The organism is Ferruginivarius sediminum (assembly GCF_003344765.1).
Taxonomy (GTDB): Bacteria; Pseudomonadota; Alphaproteobacteria; order Kiloniellales; family Rhodovibrionaceae; genus Ferruginivarius; species Ferruginivarius sediminum.
On record NZ_QPMH01000014.1, the window covers coordinates 1 to 24,952 of the forward strand.

At 65.6% G+C, this 24,952-nt stretch carries 24 protein-coding genes, 1 tRNA gene and 1 pseudogene; 15 read left to right on the forward strand and 11 right to left on the reverse strand.

What is annotated here, in order from left to right; translation table 11 throughout:
* Positions 1 to 305: 305 nt before the first annotated feature.
* The gene (locus DRB17_RS13860; protein ID WP_206607897.1) at positions 306 to 623 is read right to left on the reverse strand and encodes a DUF1476 domain-containing protein; all 318 of its coding nucleotides are present in this window, start codon (positions 621 to 623) and stop codon (positions 306 to 308) included.
* Between the two features lie 122 nt (positions 624 to 745).
* On the opposite strand from DRB17_RS13860, the gene DRB17_RS13865 reads away from it, so the two are divergent.
* On the forward strand, positions 746 to 1,534 hold the full coding sequence (locus DRB17_RS13865; RefSeq protein WP_114582819.1) for an NRDE family protein: 789 nt from the start codon (positions 746 to 748) through the stop codon (positions 1,532 to 1,534).
* A gap of 117 nt (positions 1,535 to 1,651) precedes the next feature.
* Positions 1,652 to 2,413, forward strand: coding sequence for a phosphoribosylaminoimidazolesuccinocarboxamide synthase (gene purC / locus DRB17_RS13870; RefSeq protein ID WP_114582820.1), 762 nt, complete (start codon positions 1,652 to 1,654; stop codon positions 2,411 to 2,413).
* Positions 2,414 to 2,636: 223 nt separating this feature from the next.
* Here the strand turns inward: purC and DRB17_RS13875 are convergent, their stop codons facing one another.
* The 4 genes from DRB17_RS13875 to DRB17_RS13890 form a co-directional block, all read right to left on the reverse strand.
* On the reverse strand, positions 2,637 to 2,927 hold the full coding sequence (locus DRB17_RS13875) for a hypothetical protein (RefSeq protein WP_114582821.1): 291 nt from the start codon (positions 2,925 to 2,927) through the stop codon (positions 2,637 to 2,639).
* A complete protein-coding gene (locus DRB17_RS13880) occupies positions 2,924 to 3,733 on the reverse strand; it encodes a competence/damage-inducible protein A (protein WP_114582822.1) in 810 nt (269 codons plus the stop codon). Before DRB17_RS13880 ends, DRB17_RS13875 begins: the two co-directional genes overlap by 4 nt.
* Before the next feature lie 69 nt (positions 3,734 to 3,802).
* On the reverse strand, positions 3,803 to 4,618 hold the full coding sequence (locus DRB17_RS13885; protein ID WP_114582823.1) for a hypothetical protein: 816 nt from the start codon (positions 4,616 to 4,618) through the stop codon (positions 3,803 to 3,805).
* Positions 4,619 to 4,748: 130 nt separating this feature from the next.
* On the reverse strand, positions 4,749 to 5,852 hold the full coding sequence (locus tag DRB17_RS13890; RefSeq protein WP_114582824.1) for a class I SAM-dependent methyltransferase: 1,104 nt from the start codon (positions 5,850 to 5,852) through the stop codon (positions 4,749 to 4,751).
* A 241-nt stretch (positions 5,853 to 6,093) separates the two neighbouring features.
* Here DRB17_RS13890 and DRB17_RS13895 point away from each other — a divergent pair, with 241 nt between their 5' ends.
* Positions 6,094 to 6,723, forward strand: coding sequence for a TetR/AcrR family transcriptional regulator (locus DRB17_RS13895; protein ID WP_114582825.1), 630 nt, complete (start codon positions 6,094 to 6,096; stop codon positions 6,721 to 6,723).
* Positions 6,724 to 6,747: 24 nt separating this feature from the next.
* Here the strand turns inward: DRB17_RS13895 and DRB17_RS13900 are convergent, their stop codons facing one another.
* The gene (locus tag DRB17_RS13900) at positions 6,748 to 8,190 is read right to left on the reverse strand and encodes an FAD-binding oxidoreductase (RefSeq protein ID WP_114582826.1); all 1,443 of its coding nucleotides are present in this window, start codon (positions 8,188 to 8,190) and stop codon (positions 6,748 to 6,750) included.
* A gap of 275 nt (positions 8,191 to 8,465) precedes the next feature.
* On the opposite strand from DRB17_RS13900, the gene DRB17_RS13905 reads away from it, so the two are divergent.
* The 4 genes from DRB17_RS13905 to DRB17_RS13920 all read left to right on the forward strand — a co-directional run bounded on the left by DRB17_RS13905 (position 8,466) and on the right by DRB17_RS13920 (position 12,840).
* Positions 8,466 to 9,569 carry a Glu/Leu/Phe/Val family dehydrogenase gene (locus tag DRB17_RS13905; protein ID WP_114582899.1) on the forward strand — a complete coding sequence of 368 codons (1,104 nt, stop codon included), beginning with the start codon at positions 8,466 to 8,468 and terminating at the stop codon, positions 9,567 to 9,569.
* A gap of 71 nt (positions 9,570 to 9,640) precedes the next feature.
* Positions 9,641 to 10,729 carry a pyruvate dehydrogenase (acetyl-transferring) E1 component subunit alpha gene (pdhA, locus tag DRB17_RS13910; protein ID WP_114582827.1) on the forward strand — a complete coding sequence of 363 codons (1,089 nt, stop codon included), beginning with the start codon at positions 9,641 to 9,643 and terminating at the stop codon, positions 10,727 to 10,729.
* A complete protein-coding gene (locus DRB17_RS13915) occupies positions 10,722 to 11,702 on the forward strand; it encodes an alpha-ketoacid dehydrogenase subunit beta (RefSeq protein WP_114582828.1) in 981 nt (326 codons plus the stop codon). Before pdhA ends, DRB17_RS13915 begins: the two co-directional genes overlap by 8 nt.
* 10 nt (positions 11,703 to 11,712) lie before the next feature.
* Positions 11,713 to 12,840 (forward strand): dihydrolipoamide acetyltransferase family protein, encoded by a 1,128-nt coding sequence (locus DRB17_RS13920; RefSeq protein ID WP_114582829.1) that lies wholly within the window; start codon positions 11,713 to 11,715, stop codon positions 12,838 to 12,840.
* A gap of 19 nt (positions 12,841 to 12,859) precedes the next feature.
* On the opposite strand, the gene DRB17_RS13925 is transcribed toward DRB17_RS13920, so the two are convergent.
* Positions 12,860 to 14,143 (reverse strand): NAD(P)/FAD-dependent oxidoreductase, encoded by a 1,284-nt coding sequence (locus DRB17_RS13925; protein WP_114582830.1) that lies wholly within the window; start codon positions 14,141 to 14,143, stop codon positions 12,860 to 12,862.
* Between the two features lie 265 nt (positions 14,144 to 14,408).
* On the opposite strand from DRB17_RS13925, the gene DRB17_RS13930 reads away from it, so the two are divergent.
* From DRB17_RS13930 to DRB17_RS13945, 4 genes are all read left to right on the forward strand, one after another.
* The gene (locus tag DRB17_RS13930; protein ID WP_114582831.1) at positions 14,409 to 15,773 is read left to right on the forward strand and encodes a glutamine synthetase family protein; all 1,365 of its coding nucleotides are present in this window, start codon (positions 14,409 to 14,411) and stop codon (positions 15,771 to 15,773) included.
* 145 nt (positions 15,774 to 15,918) lie between these two features.
* Complete coding sequence (locus DRB17_RS13935; RefSeq protein WP_277738577.1) at positions 15,919 to 17,310, forward strand: aspartate aminotransferase family protein; 1,392 nt, start codon at positions 15,919 to 15,921, stop codon at positions 17,308 to 17,310.
* Positions 17,311 to 17,339: 29 nt separating this feature from the next.
* Positions 17,340 to 18,215: an N-carbamoylputrescine amidase gene (gene aguB / locus DRB17_RS13940; protein ID WP_114582832.1), complete on the forward strand. Its 876-nt coding sequence runs from the start codon at positions 17,340 to 17,342 to the stop codon at positions 18,213 to 18,215.
* A gap of 86 nt (positions 18,216 to 18,301) precedes the next feature.
* A tRNA-Thr gene (locus tag DRB17_RS13945) sits at positions 18,302 to 18,377 on the forward strand.
* Between the two features lie 90 nt (positions 18,378 to 18,467).
* Here DRB17_RS13945 and DRB17_RS13950 read toward each other — a convergent pair.
* Complete coding sequence (locus tag DRB17_RS13950; protein WP_114582833.1) at positions 18,468 to 18,914, reverse strand: MarR family winged helix-turn-helix transcriptional regulator; 447 nt, start codon at positions 18,912 to 18,914, stop codon at positions 18,468 to 18,470.
* A 116-nt stretch (positions 18,915 to 19,030) separates the two neighbouring features.
* On the opposite strand from DRB17_RS13950, the gene DRB17_RS13955 reads away from it, so the two are divergent.
* The gene (locus tag DRB17_RS13955; protein WP_114582834.1) at positions 19,031 to 20,113 is read left to right on the forward strand and encodes a WD40/YVTN/BNR-like repeat-containing protein; all 1,083 of its coding nucleotides are present in this window, start codon (positions 19,031 to 19,033) and stop codon (positions 20,111 to 20,113) included.
* 25 nt (positions 20,114 to 20,138) lie between these two features.
* On the forward strand, positions 20,139 to 20,429 hold the full coding sequence (locus tag DRB17_RS13960; protein ID WP_114582835.1) for a MoaD/ThiS family protein: 291 nt from the start codon (positions 20,139 to 20,141) through the stop codon (positions 20,427 to 20,429).
* A 454-nt stretch (positions 20,430 to 20,883) separates the two neighbouring features.
* Here the strand turns inward: DRB17_RS13960 and DRB17_RS20980 are convergent.
* Together DRB17_RS20980 and DRB17_RS20985 are read right to left on the reverse strand one after the other, a co-directional pair.
* Positions 20,884 to 21,114: pseudogene (locus tag DRB17_RS20980) on the reverse strand (IS3 family transposase); the annotation flags it as partial.
* Positions 21,115 to 21,218: 104 nt separating this feature from the next.
* Positions 21,219 to 21,500 carry an IS3 family transposase gene (locus tag DRB17_RS20985; RefSeq protein WP_161958826.1) on the reverse strand — a complete coding sequence of 94 codons (282 nt, stop codon included), beginning with the start codon at positions 21,498 to 21,500 and terminating at the stop codon, positions 21,219 to 21,221.
* Positions 21,501 to 22,088: 588 nt separating this feature from the next.
* On the opposite strand from DRB17_RS20985, the gene DRB17_RS13970 reads away from it, so the two are divergent.
* Positions 22,089 to 23,357 (forward strand): MFS transporter, encoded by a 1,269-nt coding sequence (locus DRB17_RS13970; protein ID WP_114582837.1) that lies wholly within the window; start codon positions 22,089 to 22,091, stop codon positions 23,355 to 23,357.
* 274 nt (positions 23,358 to 23,631) lie between these two features.
* Positions 23,632 to 23,793 carry a hypothetical protein gene (locus DRB17_RS20230; RefSeq protein ID WP_153242374.1) on the forward strand — a complete coding sequence of 54 codons (162 nt, stop codon included), beginning with the start codon at positions 23,632 to 23,634 and terminating at the stop codon, positions 23,791 to 23,793.
* Positions 23,794 to 23,869: 76 nt separating this feature from the next.
* Here the strand turns inward: DRB17_RS20230 and DRB17_RS13975 are convergent, their stop codons facing one another.
* A complete protein-coding gene (locus DRB17_RS13975) occupies positions 23,870 to 24,838 on the reverse strand; it encodes an ACP S-malonyltransferase (protein ID WP_114582838.1) in 969 nt (322 codons plus the stop codon).
* Between the last annotated feature and the right edge of the window lie 114 nt (positions 24,839 to 24,952).

Below are 24,952 nucleotides of genomic sequence, written 5' to 3' on the forward strand. Positions count from 1 at the left end.
CCGGATCCCGCAACCCTGTCAGAAGCCGCTCGAAACGCTCCCAGCAAACCAGCGCCGACAGCCGATCCAGCCGCCCCGGCCGGCCCACGCTCGCCGACTGAAACGCCTCGGTAAAGCTCAACTGACCCGTCCGCTTCAACGCCATTCCAACCTCACTGCGCCAACCACAAGCAGGGAATCACACCTCGCCCATTTCGCAAAGGTCCCTGAGGGGGAGACGGCTAAGAAGCAATCGCTCCCTGGCGGGGGAACCTGCCCGCGAAGAGAATTGAGGAGCGTCGCTGGCGGCATGCCGCGGCCAGTGCCTATTCGTTCATCATCTGCCGTCTGGCCTCGTCGAAGCATTCTTCCAGGCGCTTCTGCAGGCGGTGCTCGGAAAGGTCGACGTTGGCCTCGTCCAGGTCGGCCTTGACCTTATCGATCACATCCTGGTCGCCCGGCATCTTCATGTCCGCCTGCACGACCGTGCGCGCATAGTGCTGTGCGTCGTCGTCCTTGAGACCGAGTTGCTCGGCCACCCACAGCCCGAACAGCTTGTTGCGGCGCGCGATCGCGCGGAAACGCAGGTCTTCGTCATGCTTGTACTTGGACTCGAAGGCCTCTTCGCGTTCCTTGAAATTCATCAACTGGCCTCCTCAAAGGCGTGAGACATTGCCCGTCGCTGGGCTGGGTGGTAAGCGCGGCCTATCTTATAACGACAAGTCGAGGCAAGGTGAACCGCCTCGAAGGAGCTTATTCGCAAGCGATGTGCACCGCCGTCATCCTGCGCCGGCCCGAAAGCGCGTGGCCGCTGATCTTCGCCGGCAACCGCGACGAGATGGAAGATCGCCCGTGGCGCGCGCCGGGGCGGCACTGGCCGGACCGCCCCGAGGTCGTCGCCGGCATGGACGAGCTGTCGGGTGGCTCGTGGCTGGGCGTCAACGACCATGGGGTCATGGCCGCCGTCCTGAACCGCTATGGCAGCCTGGGGCCGGCGCCAGACAAGCGCAGCCGGGGCGAGTTGGTGCTGGAAGCCCTGGACCACGCCGAGGCACGGATGGCGGCCGAGGCACTGGCCGACCTGGAGCCGGCCGCCTATCGCAGCTTCAATCTCATCGTCGCCGACGCGCGTGCCGCCTTCTGGATCAAGAACCCCGGCGAGGACGAGACGAACGGCAGCCGCGGCCGCGGCATCGAGGTCCATCCGATTCCCGAGGGCCTTTCGATGGTCACGGCCTTCGACCTCAACGACGACCGCGGCCCGCGAATCCGCCGGTTCCTGCCGGACTTCCGCGCCGCCGAGGCACCCGATCCAGCGCGCGGCGACTGGAAGGCGTGGCAAGCTTTGCTTGCGCGCGGCGACCACGACGACGGCCGCTTCGGCAACAAGGGAGCTATGACGTTCCGCACGGAAAACGGATTCGCTACGGTCTCCTCCGCCCTGGTCGCCCTGCCCGCGCCCCCCGCGACCCTGGACGAGGAACCGCGCCCCGCCGAGTTTCTGTTTGCCGCCGGCCCGCCGGACCGCACGCCCTACCGGCCGGTGTCGGGCTAGGCTGGGCGGCTGGAATTGTTTTACCGCCGGACAGTTGTTATATGACCTGCGCCGCGTGCGTCCGGGGGCATCCGCACCCCGACGTGTGCCGCGGCCAAGCGCGAGATAAAGGCAGACATGCGACGTAAACGTCTCTACGAGGGCAAGGCGAAAGTTCTGTTCGAGGGGCCCGAGCCCGGCACCCTGGTCCAGTATTTCAAGGACGACGCCACCGCTTTCAATGCCGAAAAGCGCGGGACGATCACCGGCAAGGGCGTGCTGAACAACCGGATATCCGAATTCATCATGACCCGGCTGAACGAGGTCGGCATTCCCACGCACTTCGTGCGCCGGCTGAACATGCGCGAACAGCTTGTCCGGGAAGTGGAGATCGTGCCGCTGGAGGTCGTCGTACGCAACGTTGCGGCCGGCCAGTTCGCCAAGCGCTTCAAGGTCGACGAAGGCACCCCCCTGCCCCGTGCGATCGTCGAGTACTATTACAAGTCCGACGAACTCGGTGATCCGCTGGTCACCGAGGAGCACATCACCGCCTTTGGCTGGGCCGCGATCCAGGATCTCGACGAGATGGTGCAGATGGCACTGCGGGTGAACGACTACCTGTCGGGCCTGTTCCGGGGCTGCGGCCTGCGTCTCGTCGACTTCAAATTGGAGTTCGGACGTCTCTGGGAGGATGAGCAGATGCGCCTGGTCCTGGCCGACGAGATCAGCCCGGACTCCTGCCGGCTGTGGGACGTCGAGACCGGCGAGCGCATGGATAAGGATCGCTTCCGCCGCGACCTCGGCGGCGTCGAAGAGGCCTACCAGGAGGTTGCACGCCGGCTGGGCGTGCTACCCGAGGCAGGCCCCGTCGACCTAAAAGGACCCAAGAGCGTTCAGTAACTTCAGCACGTTACTGAATTTTCCTTACCGTTAAATTGAGGTTTTTGGGCTTTCCTGCCGTTTGCCGCGGCCGCCGAGGCAGTCGGCGGCGAAGCAGGCCGCGAAAAGACTTCCAATACGCGCGAAGGCGATAAGGCCGGTCATCGTTCTATCCTCCCTGACGCCCGTCCGACATGACATTGTACGACGGTGCGGCAAAATGGATCGGTCGACCGGCCGGGTTTCAGTCGCGGTCACGCCCCAACAGCATCACGGCGGCGGCCATCGCCACCGAACCGAAGGTCACGATCAGGCCGAAAAGCAGCAGTGCCCCGGCCAGCCAGCCGTGCCGGGATTCCAGGATAAGTTGGCGCAGGCCGCCCAGATCGAAGGCCAGGATTAGCGCCAGGAACGCAACCGCCCCGACGATACCGCCCACCACGTGATGAAGAAGGAAGCGCACGCCTTCGTACTGTGGCGCGTCTTTCGGAAGCAGCCGGGCGAGCCATCGCTGTCCCGGCAGGCGGCGTGTCATCCCGTTCCGCCCGTGTGCCCTGCCGCGCCCGCCGTCCCGGTGTCTTCGGCCTCTGCCTCCACGGCCTCTTCACGCGGCTCGGCGCCAAGGCGGCGAACCATGTCCTTCAACTCGCCCATCGCCAGTTCCAGGCGCGCGGGGTCGGCGACGCGCAGCACCAGGCTGGCGCCGAAGCGTCCCTGCCCATAGAAGGGATAGCTGCCCATCTCGACGTCCGGATAGCGGGCCTGGAGTTCGCCCAGCGGCTCCGCCAGGACACCCTCTGGCAACTCGGCCACCACGGTGCCGGTCAGCAGCGGACGCCCGCCCACCAGTTCGTGCGCGACCGATTCGAACATCGCCTGCATCACCGCCGGAATGCCGGCCATGACGTAGACGTTGCCGATTTTGAAGCCCGGCACACCGCTCACCGGATTCTCGATAAGATCCGCCCCCTCCGGCGTCCGGGCCATGCGCAGTCGGGCGGCCGTCAAATCCTCGGGCTTATAGCGCCGATCCAGGATGGCGCGGGCTTCCGGGTGCTCCATCAGCGGACGCCCGACTGCATGGGCGATGCACTCGGCGGTGATGTCGTCGTGCGTCGGCCCGATTCCGCCCGTCGTGAAGACGTAGGTGTGCCGGGCACGAAGCTCGTTCACCTGATCGACGATGGTTTCGCGCACGTCGGGGATTACCCGCGCCTCGGCCAGGCGCACGCCAAGCTCGTTCAGCCGGCGGCCCAGGAACGGCAGGTTCTTGTCGTGCGTGCGCCCGGAAAGGATCTCGTTGCCGATGATCAGGAGCGCGGCGGTCACGGTCTCGGTCATGCCCCCACAGATCGACCGATCGCCTATCGAGGTCAAGCCTGAATGCGCCCGCCGCCGCTCCTGCTGCACTCACGAGAGGGCATAGTTGTCGCGCGCGTAATCCTCCTGGAAACCCGAACGCTGGATGTTGCGATAGGAGTGCTGCGGATCTCCCTCCACCCATTCGCCGGTCGTGGTGAACATGATCTCGCACCCGACGTCCAGTGCATGCGCGATCCGGCGCGATAGCAGGGCCGCCTGCCCGCCCCGACCGCGCTTCGCCTTCGTCGTCGCGCCGTAGTCGAACCACGCGGCCTTGCCATGGATGAAGAGCGCACCCGTGCCCGCCGGCTCGCTTCCGTCGAAGCTCATATAGATGTGCCAGCCAGGACGTCCGACTAGCGAAGGCAGCAATTCCACACCCCCCTCGCCGAGGTCGAAGCCCTCGGAAACGATTCGCGCGAACGCCCCGGCATCTTCCGGGCCGATCTCCCGCACGTTCAAGTCGCTGCGTGCGGCCGGTGCGGCATCGCGCCCGCGAATGAACTTCATCCAGCGCCGCCGGGGCCGGAAACCCGCGTCTTCCAGCCAGCCGCGCAACTCCGCCGGCCGCGCCTCCGGGTGTACGTGAACGAAGTAGCGCTCGACCCCGGCATCGGCATAGGCTTCCCGGATGCGCCCGATGGCTTCCCGCCGGACCGGCGCATCAAGGCCGAGGCCCTGGACGCGGTTCAGCACAATGCTCGGAATCGCCGGGATGATGGAGGCAAGCCCCCCGTCGATCTCCTCAAGCCGCATGCCCAGTCGCTGGCGCAGTTCCGCCGGCGCGGCGGCATGCAGGTCGGCAAGCGCGGCGCGCTCCACCTCCTCGGCCTGGAGGTGGTCGCTCTTCGTCATAATCGCCATTTCGGATTCTCCCGCCTGGGCCATCGCGCCCAGCTATGAGGGGCGGCGTGGCTGGACCGGCGATGCCGATCAGCAGCAACCTCAGGGTCTCGGCCACTACCGCTCTCCGCTAACCTTTTCCGCCATCCCGTCACGGGCGGCAGACGTACCAATAGTTTTGGATGTCGTGGTCCAGCTCGTTCACCTCCACGCTGCCGAAGCCGGCGGCGTTGAAGTATTCCAGCGCCTTCTCCTTGCCCCACATCGCACCCAGGCCCTCGCCGTCCTGGGCCAGCGACACCGTCATGCAGTGCATGCAGGAAATGGTGTAGAGCAGCGGGGCGATAGGCTGTTCGCAGTTCAGATGGACATGGCTTGAGCCCTTGATGTCCTGCGCCAGATAGACGCCATCGGCCGTCAGCGATCGGCGAATGCCGCGCAGAACGGCCAATGGGTCCTTCTGGTCGTGTACGGCATCGAAGGTGGTGACGAAGTCGAATGCCGCCGGCTCGGCATCCCGGTCGAAGGTCGAGAGGTCGCGCGCCTCAAAGATGACGTTCGTGTTGCCGAGCTCGGCCGCCTCGTTGCGGGCGAAGGCGACGGCCTCTTCCGAGAGGTCATAGCCGACGAAGCGGCTGTTCGGATACCACGATGCCAGCAGATTCAGCGCCTTGCCCCGTCCGCAGCCCACATCGAGCACGCGGATACCGGACTCCAGCTTGTCGCCAAGGCCCGACACCAACGGCAGGATGTGGTTCCGCAAGGCCGGCAATACCGACTGCCCGCTGTCCTCGGCCATGATGTCGTGGAAGCGGTGGTAGCGTTCGTAAGGAACGCCGCCGCCGTTCCTGAAGCAGTGGACGATATCCTCTTCCACCGAGCCAAGCTGCGGGATGTACTGCGCGAAAACCGCGATGTTGTCGGTGGGCGCCGAGCGGCTGAGGCTGGCCGCGTGCTCCGCCGGCAGCGTGTAGGTTCCCTCCTCGGGATCATGCTCGACGATTCCACCAACCGTCATCGCGCCCAGCCACTCGCGCACATAGCGCTCCTTCAGGCCGGCCGCATCGGCCAAGCCAGTGGTGGTGGCCGGTCCGATCTCCGCCATCGTGTCGAACAGCCCGGTGCGATGCCCGATCGAGGTCATCAAGCACAGGGCCCCGGAATTCAGCACGTCTACTAGACGCTCGCCGAACGCCTCCGCGCGCGCCTCGTCGAAAGCCCGACTGTCCACCGCGGGCGAGGTTGCCGTTGTCATTGTCTCCTCCTGCCTATCATTAACCTGACCAGTCAGTATAAAAACTGACTGGTCGGTATAAACACGAGACCAGCCAAAACTGTCAACGGCAAATTCGCTAAAAGTTTTTAACACCAGCAGGCTATCAACCCGCTGTGCGGCGCCATGTCGCGGCACGCGGCAAGCCTCCGCCCGATTTCCTTATTGAACTGACCGGATAGTATAATATGTTATTTACCAGAATAATCGAAAGGAGGAGCGGATGCCCCGCAACGGTTCGACGACGCGCACGACGATCATGGATGCCGCCGAAGCGCTGATCCTGGAAACCGGGTTCTCGGCGACGTCGGTGGACCGCGTGATCGACCGCGCGGGCGTCACCAAGGGGACGTTCTTTTACCACTTCCAAAGCAAGGCGGGGCTGGCGCGGGCGCTGGTCGAACGCTACGCGGAACACGACCTCAATAATCTGGAAAGCAATCTGGCGCGCGCGGAAAAGCTCAGCCGCGACCCGCTGCAGCAGCTCTTGATCTTCGTCGGGCTATTCGAGGAAGCGGCGGAAGCACTGACCGAACCCTATCCAGGCTGCCTCTTCGCCTCCTATTGCAGCGAGGCTGGCCTGTTCGACCAGGACACGCTGCAGATCATCCGCGACACCATGACGACGTGGCGCACCCGGCTGGGCGCCAAGATCGAAGAGGCCATGGCCAAGCACCCGCCCCGCCTGGACGTCGATGCCGACAGCCTGGCGGACATGATCACTGTCGCTTTCGAGGGCGCCTTCATGCTGTCCAAGAGCCTGAGCGACCCGAATGTCGTCTCCCAGCAGCTTGGACACTACCGGAATTACCTGGAACTCCTATTCGCGGAAGCGCCGTCCGCCCCGGCTTGAGGAACGGTACGGCGCGTGACCCCATCACTCTGCGGCCCGCTCCTCCGTAGTCGGCGGGATGTTCTGGTTCATCCGGAACAGATTGCCGGGATCGTAATTGGCCTTGACCTGCGTAAGCCGGTCGTAATTGCTGCCATAGGCACCGCCGACCCGGTCCGCCTCATCGTCCGGCATGAAGTTGACGTAAACGCTTCCCGCGGCATACGACGCGGCGTCATTGAAGAAATCGCGCGCCCACTGGATACAGGTCTCGTCCTGCGTCGCGTCCTGCCAACGCGTGTGAACGTTCATGACGAAATGCGCATTGCGCTGCGTGAAGGCCGTCGCATCCGCCGGGACACGACTCATCGCCCCGCCCACGTGAGCGATGAAGATCTCGCACTCGGGCGTGGGAAGACGCCCGGCATACGCCAGCAAGATGTCGATCGCCGGATCGCCAAGTTCAAGGAAATCGTGAGATTTCCAGTAGTTCCGCGCACCGGGGGTCAGAAGAGGGTCGAACGCCGCCTGCCATCCCGTGAAAGGATGCGGCCCCACGACATCGGCAATAGGCTCGCCAAGCGCGCGAAGCTCCGCAACGGCCTGCTCGCCGGCCTGAATATCGCCGGTGTAGCACAGAGCGAAGACGAGAACCTCCGTACCGTGTACGTCTTCCGGCAGGAACGGCAACGGCGGCGCCTTGCGCAGAACCGCCCAGCAGGTCAGTTCGTCCGGCGCACTTGCGACAATCTCGCGATATCGCTTAAGCAGGTCGCGCGCGTTCGCGAAGGGGTGCACGATCAGCCCCGAGAGAACCTCCGGGCCGACCGGGTGAAGCTGGAACTCGAAAGCGGTCACGACGCCAAAGTTACCGCCGCCCCCGCGAATAGCCCAGAAAAGCTCGGGGTTTTCCTGCGAACTGGCGCGCACCAACCGGCCATCGGCCGTGACGACATCGGCCGAGACAAGATTGTCCACGGTCATACCGTACATTCGCGTGGTCCAGCCGAAGCCGCCGCCAAGGGTCAAACCTGCAATTCCAGTCGTCGAATTGATGCCCGTCGGGACCGCCAGGGCATGTGCCTGGGTCTCGTTGTCCAGTTCACCCAAAGTTACGCCTGGTTCCACCCAAGCCCGCCGCGCCGCCGGGTCGACCCGGACCGATTTCATCGGCGAAAGATCGATCATCATCCCGCCGTCACACACGGCATTACCGGCAATGTTGTGGCCTCCGCCGCGCACGGCCAGCAGAAGGCCGTGATCCTGCGCCAGTTTGACCGCCTTCATCACATCTCCAGCCCCCGCGCAGCGCACGATCAGGGCAGGACGCCGGTCCACCATGCCGTTCCAGAGCGTACGCGCCACGTCGTATCCATCTTCGCCCGGCAGGAATACCGTTCCGCGACCGGCGGACCGCAGGGCCTCAATCGCTTCTTGTGGCACGTCGACGGACTCGCCGTTCAGGCCTTTGATCATTATGTCAGTCATGTTGGCACTCCAAATCCTGGCTCTCGGCTGCCACGGCAGCAGATTGGTACTTTAAAAATACCATCTTCTGGGTGGTCGGCGGAGTGCTCAGAAGCTGTATTAAAGGGGTGTCGGTTGGTCATAGACGGAGAGCCGAGCTTACCCAACCGCCTACGAAAGCCCTCGAACGATGGAGAGAAGTGGAGGTATCGCACGCTCATTATCTTCCCGTATGCTGCGAAGATGCCCAAGCTAAACGCGCCTTCACGATGAACGGCATCGGAGGATCATCGTTCATGTTGTCGGACTTCCGATTTCTCGACGAAGCCGGGCCGGCCAAGGTGGTGCAGATTCACGAACCGGCGGCCGGGCTCAAGGCGTTCGTGGTCATCGATAACGTCGCCGCCGGCCCTTCCATCGGCGGCCTGCGCATGGGTCTCGAGGTCAGCGCAGAGGAATGCTTTCGCCTGGCCCGCGCGATGACGTTCAAGAATGCCGTCGCCGGGCTTCCCCATGGCGGCGGCAAATCGGTACTGGTCGGCGACCCCGGCATGGCGGATGCCGAGAAGGAACGCCTGATCCGCGCCTTCGCCTGCGCGGCGCGGGACTTGAAGGATTATATCGTCGGCCCGGACATGGGCACGAACGAGCGCTGCATGGCCTGGGTCCACGACGAGATCGGGCGCGCTGTCGGCCTGCCTGCGGTGCTGGGCGGCATTCCGCTGGACGAAATCGGTGCCACCGGCTTCGGGCTGGCCACCGCCATCGACGTGGCCCAGGAGTTCTGCGACGTCCGGCTCGACGGCGCGCGCATCGCCGTGCAGGGCTTCGGTGCAGTGGGCAAGCACGCGGCCCGCTTTCTGGTGGAGAAAGACGCCATCCTGGTGGCCGCGAGCGATTCCCACGGGATGGTCGCCAATGCTGACGGCCTTGATGTGCAGGCACTGATCGACCACAAGGCCGGCGGCGAGAACCTCGCGAGCTTTCCAGGCGGCAGTGGCGAGCGCGACGCCATCCTGGACGTGGACTGCGACATCTGGATACCAGCCGCCCGCCCGGACGTGCTGACAGAGGACAACGTGGGTCGCCTGAAGGCTCGGATGGTCGCCCAGGGCGCCAACATCCCCGCCACGCCCGGCGCGGAATCCGCCCTGCACCAGCGCGGCGTGCTGGTGCTGCCGGATTTCGCCGCCAATGCCGGTGGCGTAATTTGCGCCTCGGTCGAGCACCACGGCGGCAATTGCACGCTCGCCATGCAGAGCATCGAGGAAAAGCTGACCGACAACACGCGCACCGTCCTGCAGCACGCGCGCGACGCCGGCACCCCGCCTCGCCAGGCGGCGCTGGAAATTGCCGAGGCACGCGTGCGGGAAGCCATGGCGCTGCGGCGTTGGGGGTAGCCCATCCGATCTCGGCGCGACCGCCGGCGCGATGTTAGAGTTTCCTCCGGCAACGGTACGGAGCGGCGGGCTTGAGCACGGTCGCCAGGTTCGAGTTTCGGTACACCCGCGTTCTCGACCCCTCGGGCGCGCTTGTCGGTGAGTTGCCCGATTTCGCCGGGGACCGCGAGGCGCTTGTCGATCTCTATCGGGGTATGGTCCGTACGCGGCGTTTCGACGCCAAGGCCGTCTCCCTGCAACGCACCGGCCGCCTGGGCACCTACGCCTCGTCGCTGGGACAGGAGGCGACCAGCGTGGGCATCGGCGCGGCGATGGCCGCCGACGACGTGCTCGTTCCCTCTTACCGCGAGGCCGGCACCCAACTCTGGCGCGGCGTGACACCGCTGGAAATCCTGCTGTACTGGGGCGGGGACGAGCGCGGCATGGACTACCAGGTCCCGCGCGAGGACTTTCCGATCTCGGTTCCCGTCGGCAGTCAGGCACTCCACGCCACGGGCTGCGCCTACGCATTCAAGCTGCGCCGCCAGAAACGCGCCACCGTGGCCGTGCTGGGCGATGGTGGAACCTCGCGCGGCGATTTCTACGAGGCCATCAACATGGCCGGCGTCTGGCACGTCCCCGCCGTCTTCGTTGTCTCCAACAACCGCTATGCCATCTCCGTCCCGCTGAGACGGCAGACGGCGGCGCAGTCGCTGGCGCAGAAAGCGGTCGCGGCGGGCATCCCCGGCGAGCAGGTGGACGGCAACGACGTCCTGGCCGTGCGGCACGCGGTGGCGCGCGCCGTCGCCCGAGCCCGCGCCGGCGAGGGGCCGTCCCTGATCGAGGCGCTGACCTACCGCCTTGGCGACCACACCACCGCCGACGACGCCAGCCGCTATCGCGAGGAAGCGGAGGTCAGCGCGAAGTGGAAGGAAGACCCGATCGTACGTCTGCGCAGCTACCTTGCCAACGCCGGCCTCTGGACCAAGGCGGACGAGGAAAAGCTGCTGGAAGAGGTGGAAGCGGAACTGACGGAGGCCGTCGACGCCTACCTCGCGACACCGCCGCAGCCGCCGGAAGCGATGTTCGACTATCTCTACGCCGAGTTGCCGACGGCGCTGGTAGAGCAGCGGCGTCTCGCGGCCGGCGGCGAGGACGACGAGGACGGCGGCGATGGCTGAGGTCACGTTGGTCGGCGCGGTGAACATGGCCCTCGCCCGCGCCCTGAGTGACGACGAGAACGTGCTTCTGCTGGGCGAGGACATCGGCGTGGACGGCGGCGTCTTCCGCGCCACGGAAGGACTGCTGGACCGCTTTGGCCCCGAGAGGGTCATCGACACGCCGCTGAGCGAATGCGGCATCGCCGGCAGCGCCATCGGCATGGCCGCGCAGGGCCTGAAGCCGGTCGCCGAGATTCAGTTCATGGGCTTCATCTACCCGACGCTCGATCAGATCATCAGCCACGCTTCCCGCATGCGGAACCGCACGCGCGGGCGGCTGTCCTGCCCGATGGTGCTGCGCGCACCCTTCGGCGGCGGTATCCGCGCGCCCGAGCATCACTCCGAAAGCACCGAGGCGATCTTCGCGCACATCCCCGGCCTGCGGGTCGTCATCCCCTCCTCGCCGACACGGGCCTACGGGCTGCTATTGGCCGCCATCCGCGATCCCGACCCCGTCGTGTTCCTGGAGCCGAAACGCATCTACCGCGTCGTCAAGGAAGAGGTCGCGGACGACGGCGAGGCCGCGCCGCTGGACTTCTGCTTCACCCTGCGCGAGGGCATCGACGTGACCCTGGTCACCTGGGGCGCATGCGTGGAAGATACCCTGGCCGCCGCGCGCGAGCTGGCGGAGGAAGGCGTGGACGCCGAGGTGATCGACGTCGCCACGGTGAAGCCGCTCGACATGGACACCATCGTGGCATCTGTCGCGCGCACGGGGCGCTGTGTCATCGTGCACGAGGCGGCGCTGACCGGCGGCGTCGGCGCGGAGATCGCGGCGCAACTGGCCAGTGAGGGGCTGCTTTCCCTGCTAGCGCCGGTGGAGCGTGTGACGGGCTACGACACCATCATGCCGCTTCTGCGCCTGGAGGACCGCTACATGCCAAGCCGCGCCCGCATCAAGGCGGCGGCGCGCCGGGCGCTGGCCTACGGTTGAGGAGGCCGTCATGCAGACCTTCAACCTGCCCGACCTCGGCGAGGGGCTGCAGGAGGCGGAGATCGTCTCCTGGCACGTCTCGCCGGGCGACCACGTGGTGGCTGACCAGCCGATTGTGTCGGTGGAGACGGACAAGGCCGTTGTCGAAGTACCCTCCCCGTCAGCCGGCAAGGTCGCGCGCCTGTTCGCCGAGCCGGGCGACATCGTCCAGGTGGGCAAGCCGCTGCTGGCATTCGAGGGCGAAGGCGAAGCAGAGACGCAAACGCCTGGCGGCATCGTCGGCGAACTGAAGTCGGGCGGCAGGCGCGAGACGCAGGCGGAGGCGAAGCGTCCTGAAGGCGGCGCCGCATGGCGCGCGGCCGGCCGGGTCAAGGCCACACCCGCAGTGCGGGCCCTGGGGCGGCGCCTGGGCGTCGACTTGTCGATGGTCAGTCCAAGCGGCGGGGAAGAAACGGTCACCACAGACGACGTGAAGCGGGCGGCGGAAACGCTCTCCAAGGCCGGGCCGCTGGAGCCCCTGCGCGGCGTGCGCCGGGCTATGGCGCACCGCATGGCCCGCGCCCACGCCGAGGTGGTGCCGGCTACTGTCATGGACGATGCCGACATCCATGCCTGGCCGAAATCGCAGGACGTCACGCTGCGCCTGATCCGCGCCGTCGCGGTTGGCGCGGCGGCGGAGCCCGCCCTCAACGCCTGGTACGAGAGCGAAACCGAAGGCCGGCGGCTGCACCGAGGCGTGGACCTGGGTATCGCCGTGGACACCGAGGAAGGGCTGTTCGTCCCCGTGCTGCGCGATGTCGGCAACCGCGACGTGGACGACCTGCGGCGCGGGCTGAACCGTATGAAGGAGGACATCCAGAGCCGCAGCATCCCCTCGGAGGAACTGCGCGGCGCGACGATCACGCTGTCGAACTTCGGCACCATCGCCGGGCGCTATGCCGCGCCGGTCGTCGTCCCGCCGCAGGTCGCCATCCTCAGCGCCGGGCGCATCGAGCAGCGCATCGTCGCGGTGCGGGGCAAGCCGGTCGCCCACCGCATGCTGCCGCTCTCCCTCACCTTCGACCATCGCGCCGTCACCGGCGGCGAAGCGGCCCGCTTCCTGGCGGCGGTACTTGAGGATCTGCAACGGAAGTCCTGAGCCGGCGGCAATCCTCCTTCTATGGCATGTAGTCGCGCATTCGGTACCATATCATCGCCAGCACCAGAGTTGGCGTGCGGAACAGCCGACCGCCCGGGAACGTCGTGTGCGGCAGCTTCGCCATGATGTCGAAGCGCTCCGCCTGCCCGGCGACGGCGTCGGCCAGGATGTCGCCGACCACGCCGGTCAGCGCCACGCCGTGGCCCGAGAAGCCCTGCGCGAAGTAGACGTTGCCGCCCAACCGACCGATGTGCGGCGTGCGCTCCATCGTGATGGCGACGTAGCCGCCCCAGGTGTACTCGAACGTCTGGTCGGCAAGCTGCGGGAACACGCGCAGCATGCGTGCCCGCATCACCCGCGGCAGGTTCGGCGGCATCAGCGTCGAATAGCTGACGCGTCCGCCGAACAGCATCCGCCAGTCCGCCGACAGCCGGAAGTAGTCGAGCACGAAGTTGCTGTCGCACACAGCCGCATTGGTCGGCAACAGGCCCAGCGCCCGTTCCCGGCCAAGCGGCGGGGTGGCGCCGATATAAGTGCCGACCGGCATCACCTTGGACTCGATGCTCGGCACCAGATTGCCCAGGTAGGCGTTGCCGCAGAGCACGACATAGTCCGCCCGCACCTCACCCTCTTCCGTGCGGGCGACGGGTGAAGTACCGGTATCCAGCGACGTCACCGCGCTGTCCTCGTAGATCCGCACGCCGGCAGCCTCCGCCGCGGCGGCAAGGCCGAGGCAGTAGTTCAGCGGATGCAGGTGGCCGCTGTTCGGGTCGTACAGGCCGCCGGCGTAGGCGGGGCTGTCGATGTGCTGGCCAAGCGTATCGCGGCCCACCAACGTCATGCCGTTGTAGCCGTATTCCTCCGCCCACTCCGCCTGCATCTTCCGGAGTTCTTCGAAATGGCGGGGCTTGTTCGCCGCGTGCAGGTAGGACCAGACGAGATCGCAGTCGATGCCGTGCTTTTCCACCCGCCGGGCGATGATCCGCTTAGCCTCTTCCCCGAACTCGAACAGGCGGCGGGCGTCCTCCCGCCCGACCCAGTTGCGGATATTGCTCATGTCGGTGGCGTAGGCGCCGCTGAGTTGCCCGCCGTTGCGCCCGGAAGCCCCCCAACCGACCCGCGCCTTTTCCAGCACGATCACACTGTATCCTCGTTCGGTCAGGCTCAGCGCGGCCGAGAGGCCCGCGAACCCGGCGCCGACGATGCAGACGTCGGCGCGCTCCTGCCCTTGCAGGCGTGGCCGCTCGGGCGCGGGATGGGCCGAGGCGGCGTAGTAGGAGTCGACATGCGGCATTCGGGGCATGGGCTCTCCGGGATTCGAGGGTACGTCGCGCCGTTAGAGCAGAGCGTGCCGATTGCGCTTCGGCGGTCAAGTCCCTGCCGGTTCTACTTGCGAGCGTGCTCGCTTGCCTCCGATTTGGACGGCCAGTAGGATGGCGCCGGTCGCAAAGGTCGGCGCGATGCCGCCGGCCGACAAGCCCGCCCAGCGGACTCGAACCCGTTTTGCGATCCGGCCGCAACCGCGTCATGCGGTGCCCCGGCGGGCATGACCCAATGATGAGCCATTCATGAGTTCGGACACCGCCGACATACAGACCGCCGAAACCTTTCTCAAACACAACAACATCGACGAGGTGGAATGCCTCGTCCCCGACCTCGCCGGCATTGCCCGCGGCAAGATCCTGCCAGCGGAGAAGTTCCTGAAGGGCATGCGCGAGACCGGCCTGCGCATCCCGGAGCAGATCTTCATCCAGACGGTGAACGGCGACTACGCCCTGGACGACCCCGTCACCAGCCCGGCCACCATCGACGTCTACCTGCAGCCGGACGTCAGGACGATGCGCATCGTGCCCTGGTACGAGGACCCGACCGCGCAGGTCATTTGCGACACCTTCTACTTCGACAACGGCCCGGTCGAGATCGCCCCAAGGCGCACGCTCACCCGAGTGCTGGAACTGTTCGAGGAGCGCGGCTGGAAGCCGCTGGTGGCACCCGAACTGGAGTTCTTCCTGGTCGAGGTCAATACCGACCCGGACTATCCGCTGGTCCCGCCCATCGGCCGCTCCGGCCGGCGGGAGACCGCGCGCCAGTCCTACGGCGTCGACGCGGTGAACGAGTTCGATCCGCTGTTCGAGGAGGTCTACGACTTCTGCGAGGCGCAGGGCATCGACATCGACACGTTGACGCACGAGTCCGGCGCCGCGCAGATGGAGATGAACTTCAACCACGGCGACCCGCTGGATCTGGCCGACCAGACCTTCCTGTTCAAGCGCACGGTCCGCGAGACGGCGCTGCGGCACAAGGTCTACGCGACCTTCATGGCCAAGCCGATGGAGAAGGAGCCGGGTAGTTCCATGCACATCCATCAGTCGGTGTGCGACAGGAAGACCGGCCGCAACCTCTTCGCCGACGAGAACGGCGAGAATACGCCGCTGTTCCTGTCCTACATCGCCGGGCTGCAGAAGTACCTGCCGGCGGTGATGCCGCTGCTGGCGCCGAACGTGAACTCCTACCGTCGGCTGATGCGCCACTCCGACGCGCCGATCAACACGCACTGGGGGCTGGACAATCGCACCGTCGGCTTCCGGGTGCCGGTCTCCTCGGGCGAGGCGCGACGGGTGGAGAACCGCTGCGCCGGCGCCGACGCCAACCCCTATCTCGCCATCGCCGCGTCGCTGGCCTGCGGCTATCTGGGCATGGTGGAGGAACTTGAGCCGACGAAGCCGGTGGAGGGCAGCGGATACAGGCTGGCGCACACCCTGCCCCGCACGCTATACGATGCGCTCTACCGCTTCTCCCGCTCCAGCGGGCTGAAGCGCGTGCTGGGCGAGGACGTCGTCGGCGTCGTCACCGCCGTGAAGGATGCGGAGCTGGACGCCTACCAGCGCGTCATCAGCTCCTGGGAGCGCGAGCACCTGCTGCTGAACGTGTAGTCATGACGAAGATGGACATCCGCGATATCGCCGGTGAAGTGCTGATCTGCTGCGCGCGGATCGGCTTCAACCCCTGAGCGCGGCGACCGGGCCAGACCCGGCCCGCCCCGGTCCCGTCGAACCGCACGCTCAGGAGATTATCGCGATGTCCGAACAAGCCATGCAGACCGGCAGCAACAGCACCGCCCGCTGGAAGGCCAGCGACACCCGCCACCACCTGCACCCCTTCACCGACTACAAGGCGCTTGCCGAGGAAGGCGGCAGCCGCATCATCACCCACGCCGAGGGCGTGCACCTGACCGATAGCGAAGGGCACCGCATCCTCGACGCCATGGCCGGGCTGTGGTGCGTCAACGTCGGCTATGGCCGGCGGGAGTTGGCGCAGGCGGCCTTCGACCAGATGCAGGAGCTGCCGTACTACAACACCTTCTTCAAGACGGCGACGCCGCCATCGATCGAGCTGGCCGAGCGCCTGACCGCGCTGGCGCCGGAGGGCCTGAACCACGTCTTCTTCGGCTCTTCCGGGTCCGAGGCGAACGACACCATCGTGCGCATGGTGCGGCACTACTGGGCGCTGGAGGGCAAGCCGGAGAAGCAGGTCTTCATCAGCCGCGAGCACGCCTACCACGGCTCCACCATGGCCTCGGCCTCGCTGGGCGGCCAGGCGGCGATGCACGGCCAGGGCGGCCTGCCGCTGCCCGGCTTCGAGCACGTCATGCCCCCCTACTGGTTCGATTATGGCGACACGCTCTCGCCCGAGGCGTTCGGCGAGGCTGCCGCGCGGGCGGTGGAGGACAAGATCCTCGCCATCGGGCCGGAGAAGGTCGCGGCCTTCATCGGCGAGCCGATCCAGGGTGCCGGCGGCGTCATCATCCCGCCGGAAAGCTACTGGCCGGAGGTGGCGCGCATCTGCCGGCAGTACGACGTGCTGCTAATCGTCGACGAGGTCATCACCGGCTTTGGCCGCACCGGCCACTGGTTCGCCAGCGAGCACTATGGCCTGAAGCCGGACATCATGCCGCTGGCGAAGGGCATCACCTCGGGCTACCTGCCGCTCTCGGCGGTGATGGTGGGCGATCGCGTCGCCGATACCCTGGTGCGTGAAGGAGGCGAGTTCTTCCACGGCTTCACCTATTCCGGCCATCCGGTGTGCTGCGCCGTCGCGCTCGCCAACCTCGACATTATCAAGCGCGAGGGCCTGATCGAGAAGGTGCAAAACGAGACCGGCCCCTATCTGGCGGAGCGGCTGCGGGACTTGAGCGACCACTCTATCGTCGGGGAGGTGCGCTCCCTCGGCCTCGTCGGCGCGGTGGAGCTTTGCGCCGACAAGGCGAACCGCACCCACTTCGATCCCGTCGGCAAGGCAGGCGTCATCTGCCGCGATCACTGCATCGGCAGCGGCGTGGTGCTGCGCGCGGTGCGCGACGCGATGGTGATCTCCCCGCCGCTGATCTTCGAGAAGGCGCATATCGACGAGGCGGTGGAGACGCTGCGCCGAAGCCTCGACTTGACGGCGCAGGACATGGGTATGATCTGAGAACGGGCACCAGCCCCGGAGGAACCGCAATGCGCCGCGTCACCGTCGCCGCCACGCAGATGGCCTGCACCTGGGATACGGAGGCCAACGTCGCTACCGCCGAAGCGCTGGTGCGCGAGGCGGCGGCCGCCGGCGCGAACGTCGTGCTGATCCAGGAGCTGTTCGAGACGCCCTATTTCTGCAAGGACCAGCGCCAGGACCTCTTCGCCCTCGCCCGCCCGGCCGAGCGGCACCCGACGCTGGCGCGCATGGCGGCGCTGGCACGGGAACTGGAAGTCGTGCTGCCGGTCTCGTTCTTCGAGCGGGCGAACAACGCGCACTACAATTCGCTGGCGATGGTGGACGCCGACGGCGAGGTGCTGGGCGTCTACCGCAAGTCCCACATCCCCGACGGCCCCGGCTATCAGGAGAAGTTCTACTTCAACCCCGGTGACACCGGCTTCCGCGTCTTCGACACGCGCCACGGCCGGCTGGGCGCCGCAATCTGCTGGGACCAGTGGTTCCCCGAGTGCGCGCGGGCGATGGCCCTGCAGGGCGCGGAGATCCTGTTCTATCCCACCGCCATCGGTAGTGAGCCACAGGACCCGACAATCGACAGCCGGGGTCACTGGCAACGCGCGATGCAGGGGCACGCGGCCGCCAACTGCACGCCGCTCGTCGCCTCCAATCGAATCGGGCGGGAAGAGGGCGAAAGCTGCGCCCTCACCTTCTACGGCCACTCGTTCATCGCCGACAACACCGGCGCCATCGTGGCTGAGGCCGGCGGCGACGCCCGCGAGATCGTCACCGCCACCTTCGACCTGGAGGAAATGGCGGCCCAGCGGGCCTCCTGGGGCCTCTTCCGCGACCGCCGCCCCGACCTCTACGGCCCTCTCATGACGCTGGACGGCCGCACGGGGCGGTAGCGGGACGATTGGCCGCAAACTTTCCGCCTGACACCTTGCGAGCGCCCCGGCGCCGGTCTACATTCGCGCCCAAGCCATCCCGCCATGCCGGCGTAGCTCAATTGGTAGAGCAACCGCCTTGTAAGCGGTAGGTTGCGGGTTCAAGTCCTGCCGCCGGCACCATTGGGTTTTCAGGCCATTTCGAGGGCAATTGAAGAATTTAATGTGCGCCAGACGGCGCACATTCAGGCGCGACTTTAGCCGATCCCACTCTCAGCTCAAGGCACGAAGGTCGGCAAGCAGGCGTTGTGGATCAGCCTGGCCCAAGAGCCTTGCCGATTCCGACTGCGCGTCTCGCCACAGCGGAAGCGCGGTGGCCAGCAACTCGCGGCCGGACGGGGTCAGGGCCATGCGGCGGCTGCGTTTGTCCGCCGGGTCTTGGGTTACCTCCACGAGGCCCCGACGCTCCAGCGGCTTCAGGTTGGCCGTGAGCGTGGTGCGGTCCATCGCCAGCACCCGCGCCACCTCCCCCATGGTCGGCGGCGCAGGCCGGTTCAACGCCATCATCAAAGAGAACTGGCCGTTGGTAATCCCGAGCGACCGCAGGGCCTCGTCGTAGCGTCGCGCCACGGCTCGCGCCGCCCGCCGGACATGCAGGCAAAGGCAGGTGTCGCGGACGTGAAGGGTAAGGTTGCGAGTAAGGTAGTTGGAACTTGACATAAGTCCATTACGTTGATATCAACGTTACTTGTCAAGTCTGAAACGGGTATCGGCCCGATCGGAGCGGGGCACGCGGGTCCGTGAAAGTCGGCTTCGGCTGAGAAAGGAAGACGGCGATGGCGCGAAAGGCCCTGCTCCTGCTCGGAACGCGCAAGGGCGCGTTCATCCTCGAAAGCAACGCCGACCGGCGCGACTGGGCGCTGCGCGGCCCGTTCTGCGAGACTTGGCCGATGAACCACGTCATCGCCGACTCGGTGTCGGGGACGGTCTACGCCGCCGGTGGCAACGAGTGGTTCGGTCCGGCGGTCTGGAAGTCCGAAGACCTCGGCACCAGTTGGACCCATTCCAGCGAAGGACTGGCCTACGCCGCCGGCGAGGAGCCGATCAAGTCGGTCTGGAGCCTGGCCCCCGCCAATGGGATGCTCTATGCCGGGGTCGAGCCGGCCGGCCTGTTCCGCAGCGCGGACGCCGGTCAGTCCTGGACCCACGTCGGCGGCCTGCGCGAGCATCCGTCCCGCCCGGACTGGCACCCAGGCGGAGGCGGCCTGATCCTGCATTCCCTGGTGCCACATCCCGAGGACGCGGACCAGCTCTGGGTCGCGATCTCCGCCGCCGGGATCTTCTACACGGCGGACGGCGGCGAGACCTGGGAGCCGCGCAACCGCGGTACCCGCGCCGATTTCCTGCCAGAGGGACAGAACTATCCTGAGTACGGCCAGTGCGTGCACAGCCTGGCGATGGCGCCGGGCCGTCCCGACCGGCTCTATCAACAGAACCATTGCGGCATGTACCGGAGCCATGACGGCGGGCAGCAGTGGGAGAGCATCGAGGCCGGCCTGCCGTCAAGCTTCGGCTTCCCTGTCGCGGTGCATCCGCGCGAACCGGAGACGCTCTATTTACTGCCCCTCAACGGCGATATTAATGGCCGTTATGTGCCGGATGGCAAGGCCGCGGCCTGGCGCAGCCGCGACGGCGGCAACAGTTGGCAGGCGCTGCGCGATGGCCTGCCGCAAACCAATGTATTTTTTAACGTGCTGCGCCAAGCTATGGCCACGGATCGCCTGGAGCCAACGGGCGTCTACTTCGGCACCAATACCGGCGCACTCTTCGCCAGCGCCGACGAGGGCGACAACTGGACCTGCATCGCGCAGCACCTGCCGACGATCCTCTCGGTCGAGACGCTTGAGGTCGATGCATAGCCGCCGGCCACACGGGAGGCCCGCCATGCCGCAACACTCCCCCGCCCCGCCGACCGTGCAAATCCGATTGCCGGACGCGCTGGTGCGACTGTTCCCCGACTCCCGGCGGGAAGTGGCGCTGACCGCCGCCAGCGTGAACGAGGCAATCGACGCGCTCGACGCCTGCTGGCCAGGCATGCGCGACCGCATTTGCGACTCCCGACCGGCGATCCGGCGTCACGTGAACGTCTTCGTCGACGGCGAGCCCGCCACGCTAGGGACACCGCTTCAGCCCGGCAGCGAACTGTTGGTATTCACCGCGATTAGTGGCGGTTAATTTTGGTTACCGGCCAAGCCATTGATAGCATTCGCCAAATACCGAACTACGAGTCTCGAACATCGGCACTGCACGCAGAAAACGCATTCAGATTGGGGATTTTGAATGCCCGCATCGGCTCATGGATTAAAGTCGGATCCGTATTTCACCCTGTCGGGTCGGATAATTGGAAATCTGGCGGGAAGGGTGTGAAGAAAGTGGGCACTGGCAAACCCGCGCCAAACTGCGAAAATGATGAGCCTCCATGCGCAAGAGCGAGATAGTCTGTTCGGCAATTGGGGCTATTCCGCACCACCTTGCGCGCCACAGCGCCTTTCTGTCACGGGGCACCAACAAGCCGGCGGGTCTGCGTTCTTGGGATTGGTCTCAGAGATGGGCGCCGGCCATAGGGTGTCTCTGTTACGGTTGGATTGAGCAACCTGTGGACTTGGACTTGACCCGGTCCCGTGGACGGTCACTGGTTTGAGACCTCAACCGTCGGTTTGACGGCCTCGGCCTCGTAGGCGACCGGCGAGAGATAGCCGATCGCGGAATCCCGGCGGCTCGGATTGTGCCAGCCTTCGATGTAGGTGAAAACTGCCATCCGGGCCTCCGCCTGGCTCTGGAACCGGCGCTGATCGAGCAGTTCGCACTCGAGGGAGGCGAAGAAGCTCTCGCCCAGCGCATTGTCGTAAGCGTCGCCCACCCACAGCCGGTCTGGCGCGGCGACAGCGAAGTCGCGGTCCACGAGATCCGGCGCTGGGCGTTCCCCCTGCGAGCGGGTCGTCGTCCGCGGGCCTTTGCGCCGGCTCACCCCCTGCAGCCCGTCGGCCGCCATGAGCCGGCGACCCGCTTGCGACCAACACGGACACCCGCGTCGGCGAGTTCGGCATGAACCCGCGGCGCGCCATAGGTTCCGTAGGAGCGCCGGTGGATGTCGCGAACCCGCTCCAGCAGCTCGGCGTCGTCGGCCGCCATCCGTGAGCGGGCGCGATCCCGCCAGGCATAGAAGCCGCTCCGGGAGACGCCCAGCACGCGGCACATCGTGCTCACCGGGTCCATCGCCTGATTTGCCCTCACGAACTCGAACACCCGCACGGCATCGAGCCGCTCTCCCTGGCAAACCAGGCCGCGGCCTTTGAGAGGATTTCGCGCACCTGGCCCAGTTGCTTGTTCTCCCGCCGGAGACGGTGCAACTCCTGGCGCTCCGCCGACGTCGGGCCGCCGTCGCCTCGTCCGCCATCACGGTCGGCCCGGCGCACCCAGTTGTGGATCGTCGGGGCGCTGGGACGTCTCGATCCCGCGCGACTGCGTGTGATGGCTGCCGGGAGCACCACGGCCTTACCGCGCTTGCTTGATCTAACTCATGGGCAGCGTTCCGGGCCGCGACTAGGCTCGATTCCTTTGGACGGGGTCGCCTTTCGAAGAGCGAAGACCCTGCGGAAGTTCGCCTCGGTCCATGCCTCTGTCCACAACCATTTCAACCACGACCGCCACCTGAACAGCCGGACGATTTTCAAGGCAAGTCGCTCAGCCGCCCCCGCTGAATGGCAGCAGCCTGCCGCCTGACGCCAGGCGTGAACCGGCCATTCGGAGAGCCGTTCGCATCGCCTTGACGGCAGCCGCGGGACGGAGAGAAATTTCTGCGGGGACTCTTCTGCCGGAGGCGATCCGCTAGGTATGCGCTCACTCGTCGCTGTTTTCTCTAGCGCACTCCTCCTCTATGCAGCGAATGGCCTGCAAGGTGTCCTGATGCCGCTCGCGGGTACGGTGCGCGACTTCTCTACAGTGGTGCTCGGTCTGCTAGGGTCGGCCTATGCCGGCGGGTTCGTGATCGGATGTCTTACCGCGGCTCCTCTATTGCGGCGGGTGGGACATATCCGAGCGTTCAGCGTGCTCGGTGCTGTGCTCGCAATCACCGTCCTTGGCTATACACTGACACCACAACCGCTGACATGGCTCGGACTGAGGGCGGTTTCCGGTCTCACGCTCGCCGGCCTTTTCACAGTGATCGAAAGCTGGCTTAACGCATCTGCCTCGAACGCTGTGCGCGGTCGAGTCCTGAGCTTCTATTTAATTATAAATTCGGGCAGCCTGATGGTGGGCCAACTGGGTGTTGGGCTGGCACCGCCCAGCGATGAAACACTATTTGTCGTCGTTGCCATCGGTGTTTGCCTGGCAACACTTCCTGTTGGCTTGACCACGACGATCGGCCCGGCGCCTGTGCTGCGTGTAAGTCTTCGGCTCGGCCGTCTTTACCGGCTTTCGCCAGTGGGCATGGTGGGGGGCTTACTCATCGGCATGGCAAACGGTGCTTTCACATTTCTCGCTGTCGTGTTTTTGTCCGACCTTGGCTTTACGCCTCTGGTCGCCGCAGGTTTTGTTAGCTCGGCGATGCTTGGAGGGGTCCTTGTACAGATGCCGGTGGGTTGGGTCTCGGACCGAATCGACCGGCGTTTAGTCGTGATCGCACTCGCGTTGTGGGCAACTATCTTCGCACTTGCCCTCTGGGCGTCGACAGGGAACGGTCCAGCGAGCCTGGCAATCGCCGCCACTGGACTGCATCCAATGACCGTGTGGACAACGTTTGGCTTCATGTATGGAATCGCAGCTTTTCCGCTGTACGGAGTGGTCGCGGCACACGTGAATGACCTTGTTGATCCGGATAGCTACGTCGAGGCATCGGGCGGCCTTCTATTGACATGGGGGCTCGGCGCAACGGCGGGTCCAATCGCAGCGGCTGCATTGATGCAGCGCTTTGCGGCAAACGCCTTGTTCATGTGGATTGCCATCGTCTTCGCGCTGCTCGCAATTTATGCGGTCTGGAGAACCCGCTCCAGTCCCGCGCCAAAGACGAAGCGGAGGGCCAGTCTGACCGGCATCGTGCGCCCCACGCCAATGGCAACGGTCCTGGGCCGTCCAGAAAAATCGGCGTACGAGGCCGTGTGACCTCGTGAAACACGAAGATTGCTCGCTTAGAGCATTTTCAGGCGAAGTGGGAACCGGTTCGCCATCCGAAAATGCGTCAAATCAAAGAGCTAGAGCGTTTGAGCGATTCCACTGAACGCGAAAATGCTCTAGTGAACGGACTCTAATGGTTCAGACCTTACAGAGAGTGCCACGCGACCACGCGTGCCCGCATCTCCTTGGGCCACGCCGCCGCCATCACGCCGGCAAAACCACATAGCGCCAGCCTTTCGTGAAGAGAAGCGGGCGGGTCCCGATGTCCAGCGTTGACTTTTCTCGCCGGTTACTGGACCGAACCTACGAGGCCCTGCAGGCCTTCGGCGCGCCGATCGGCCTAATCCTGAAGAAGCTCGACGCCGCCGGCTGGCGTCCTCTACTGCCGCCGCATCCAGGGCTGGATCGCGCGGTGATACCTTAGCAGTGGTGGCGCGCTGCCTGTAACTCCGAATGGGTGTCTGGCTTTTTCTCGCTGTCACACACACGAAAAATCGCGCTCAGCTCTCTTTCGCCGCGGTTTCGCGGTGAAACTGATCGAGGAATTTCTCGATGTCCTGGGAATCTTCGATCGCTACAGCGTTCAACGAACGATCCACTCCAGTGACAAATTTGCTCAAATCATCGCCATGGCCGATTTCGATGAAATCAGTGACCCCCTTCGCCTGCATATATTCCACACACTCGCGCCACCGGATCCGACGGGCCACTTGCTGCGCCAGTCGGGCCCGGATTTCGTCGGCCGACTCCAGCGCGTATCCGGTGACGTTCGAGACGACGGGCAGCTTTGCGGGCACAACGTCGATTTCCGCGAGCGCGGCATCCAGCTCAGCCACGACATCGGCCATGAGGCTACAGTGAAGCGGCGGGATTCCGGTCATCAGACTCGTTTGATCAGCGCCGTTCTGCTCGGCGAGCTTTATGAAGCGCTCAACCGCGGCGCGCTCGCCGCTCACGGCGAGCCAATTCGGCGCGTCGTCGCGTGCAATCTCGCAAACCGCGCCCTGTGCCGCCTCGTCCGCAAGCGCCTGAACCTTGTCCAGCCCGAGCCCGCTCACCGTGCACATCGCACCAGCATCCTCAGGGAGCGCGGCTTGAACCACTCTCGCGCGCGTTCTTAGCAGGCTCGCGGTATCGCCGGCGCTGATTGCGTCGACCGCGGCGAGAGCCGCAAATTCGCCTTTTCCATGCCCGGCGACGAAGGCCGCCGTCTCGGAAAGCCAGATTCTGCCTTGTTCCTCAAGCGCTTTGACGCCGGCGAGACTCACGGCCAGGAGGGCCGGATCGGCGTACTCGGGCCTCGCCAATTTGGCGGCGGGCCCTTCGAAGATCAGTCTAGACAAATCCTCGCCCAGCGCTTCGTCGACCTCTTGAAACACGTAGCGCGCCGCCGGATAGGCCATCGCGTACTCCAAGCCCATCCCAACCGATTCGGATCCGCGGCCGGGGAAAATAAACGCTCGCAACATAACGGCCTCCTATGAGTCGATTATACAGCGAATATGCGACGATGTTGCTGGACCGAACACTCGTCGTGTCAATCGGAGAGGCTCGCCGCCAAGCCACGGAGAACCTAGGCGGAC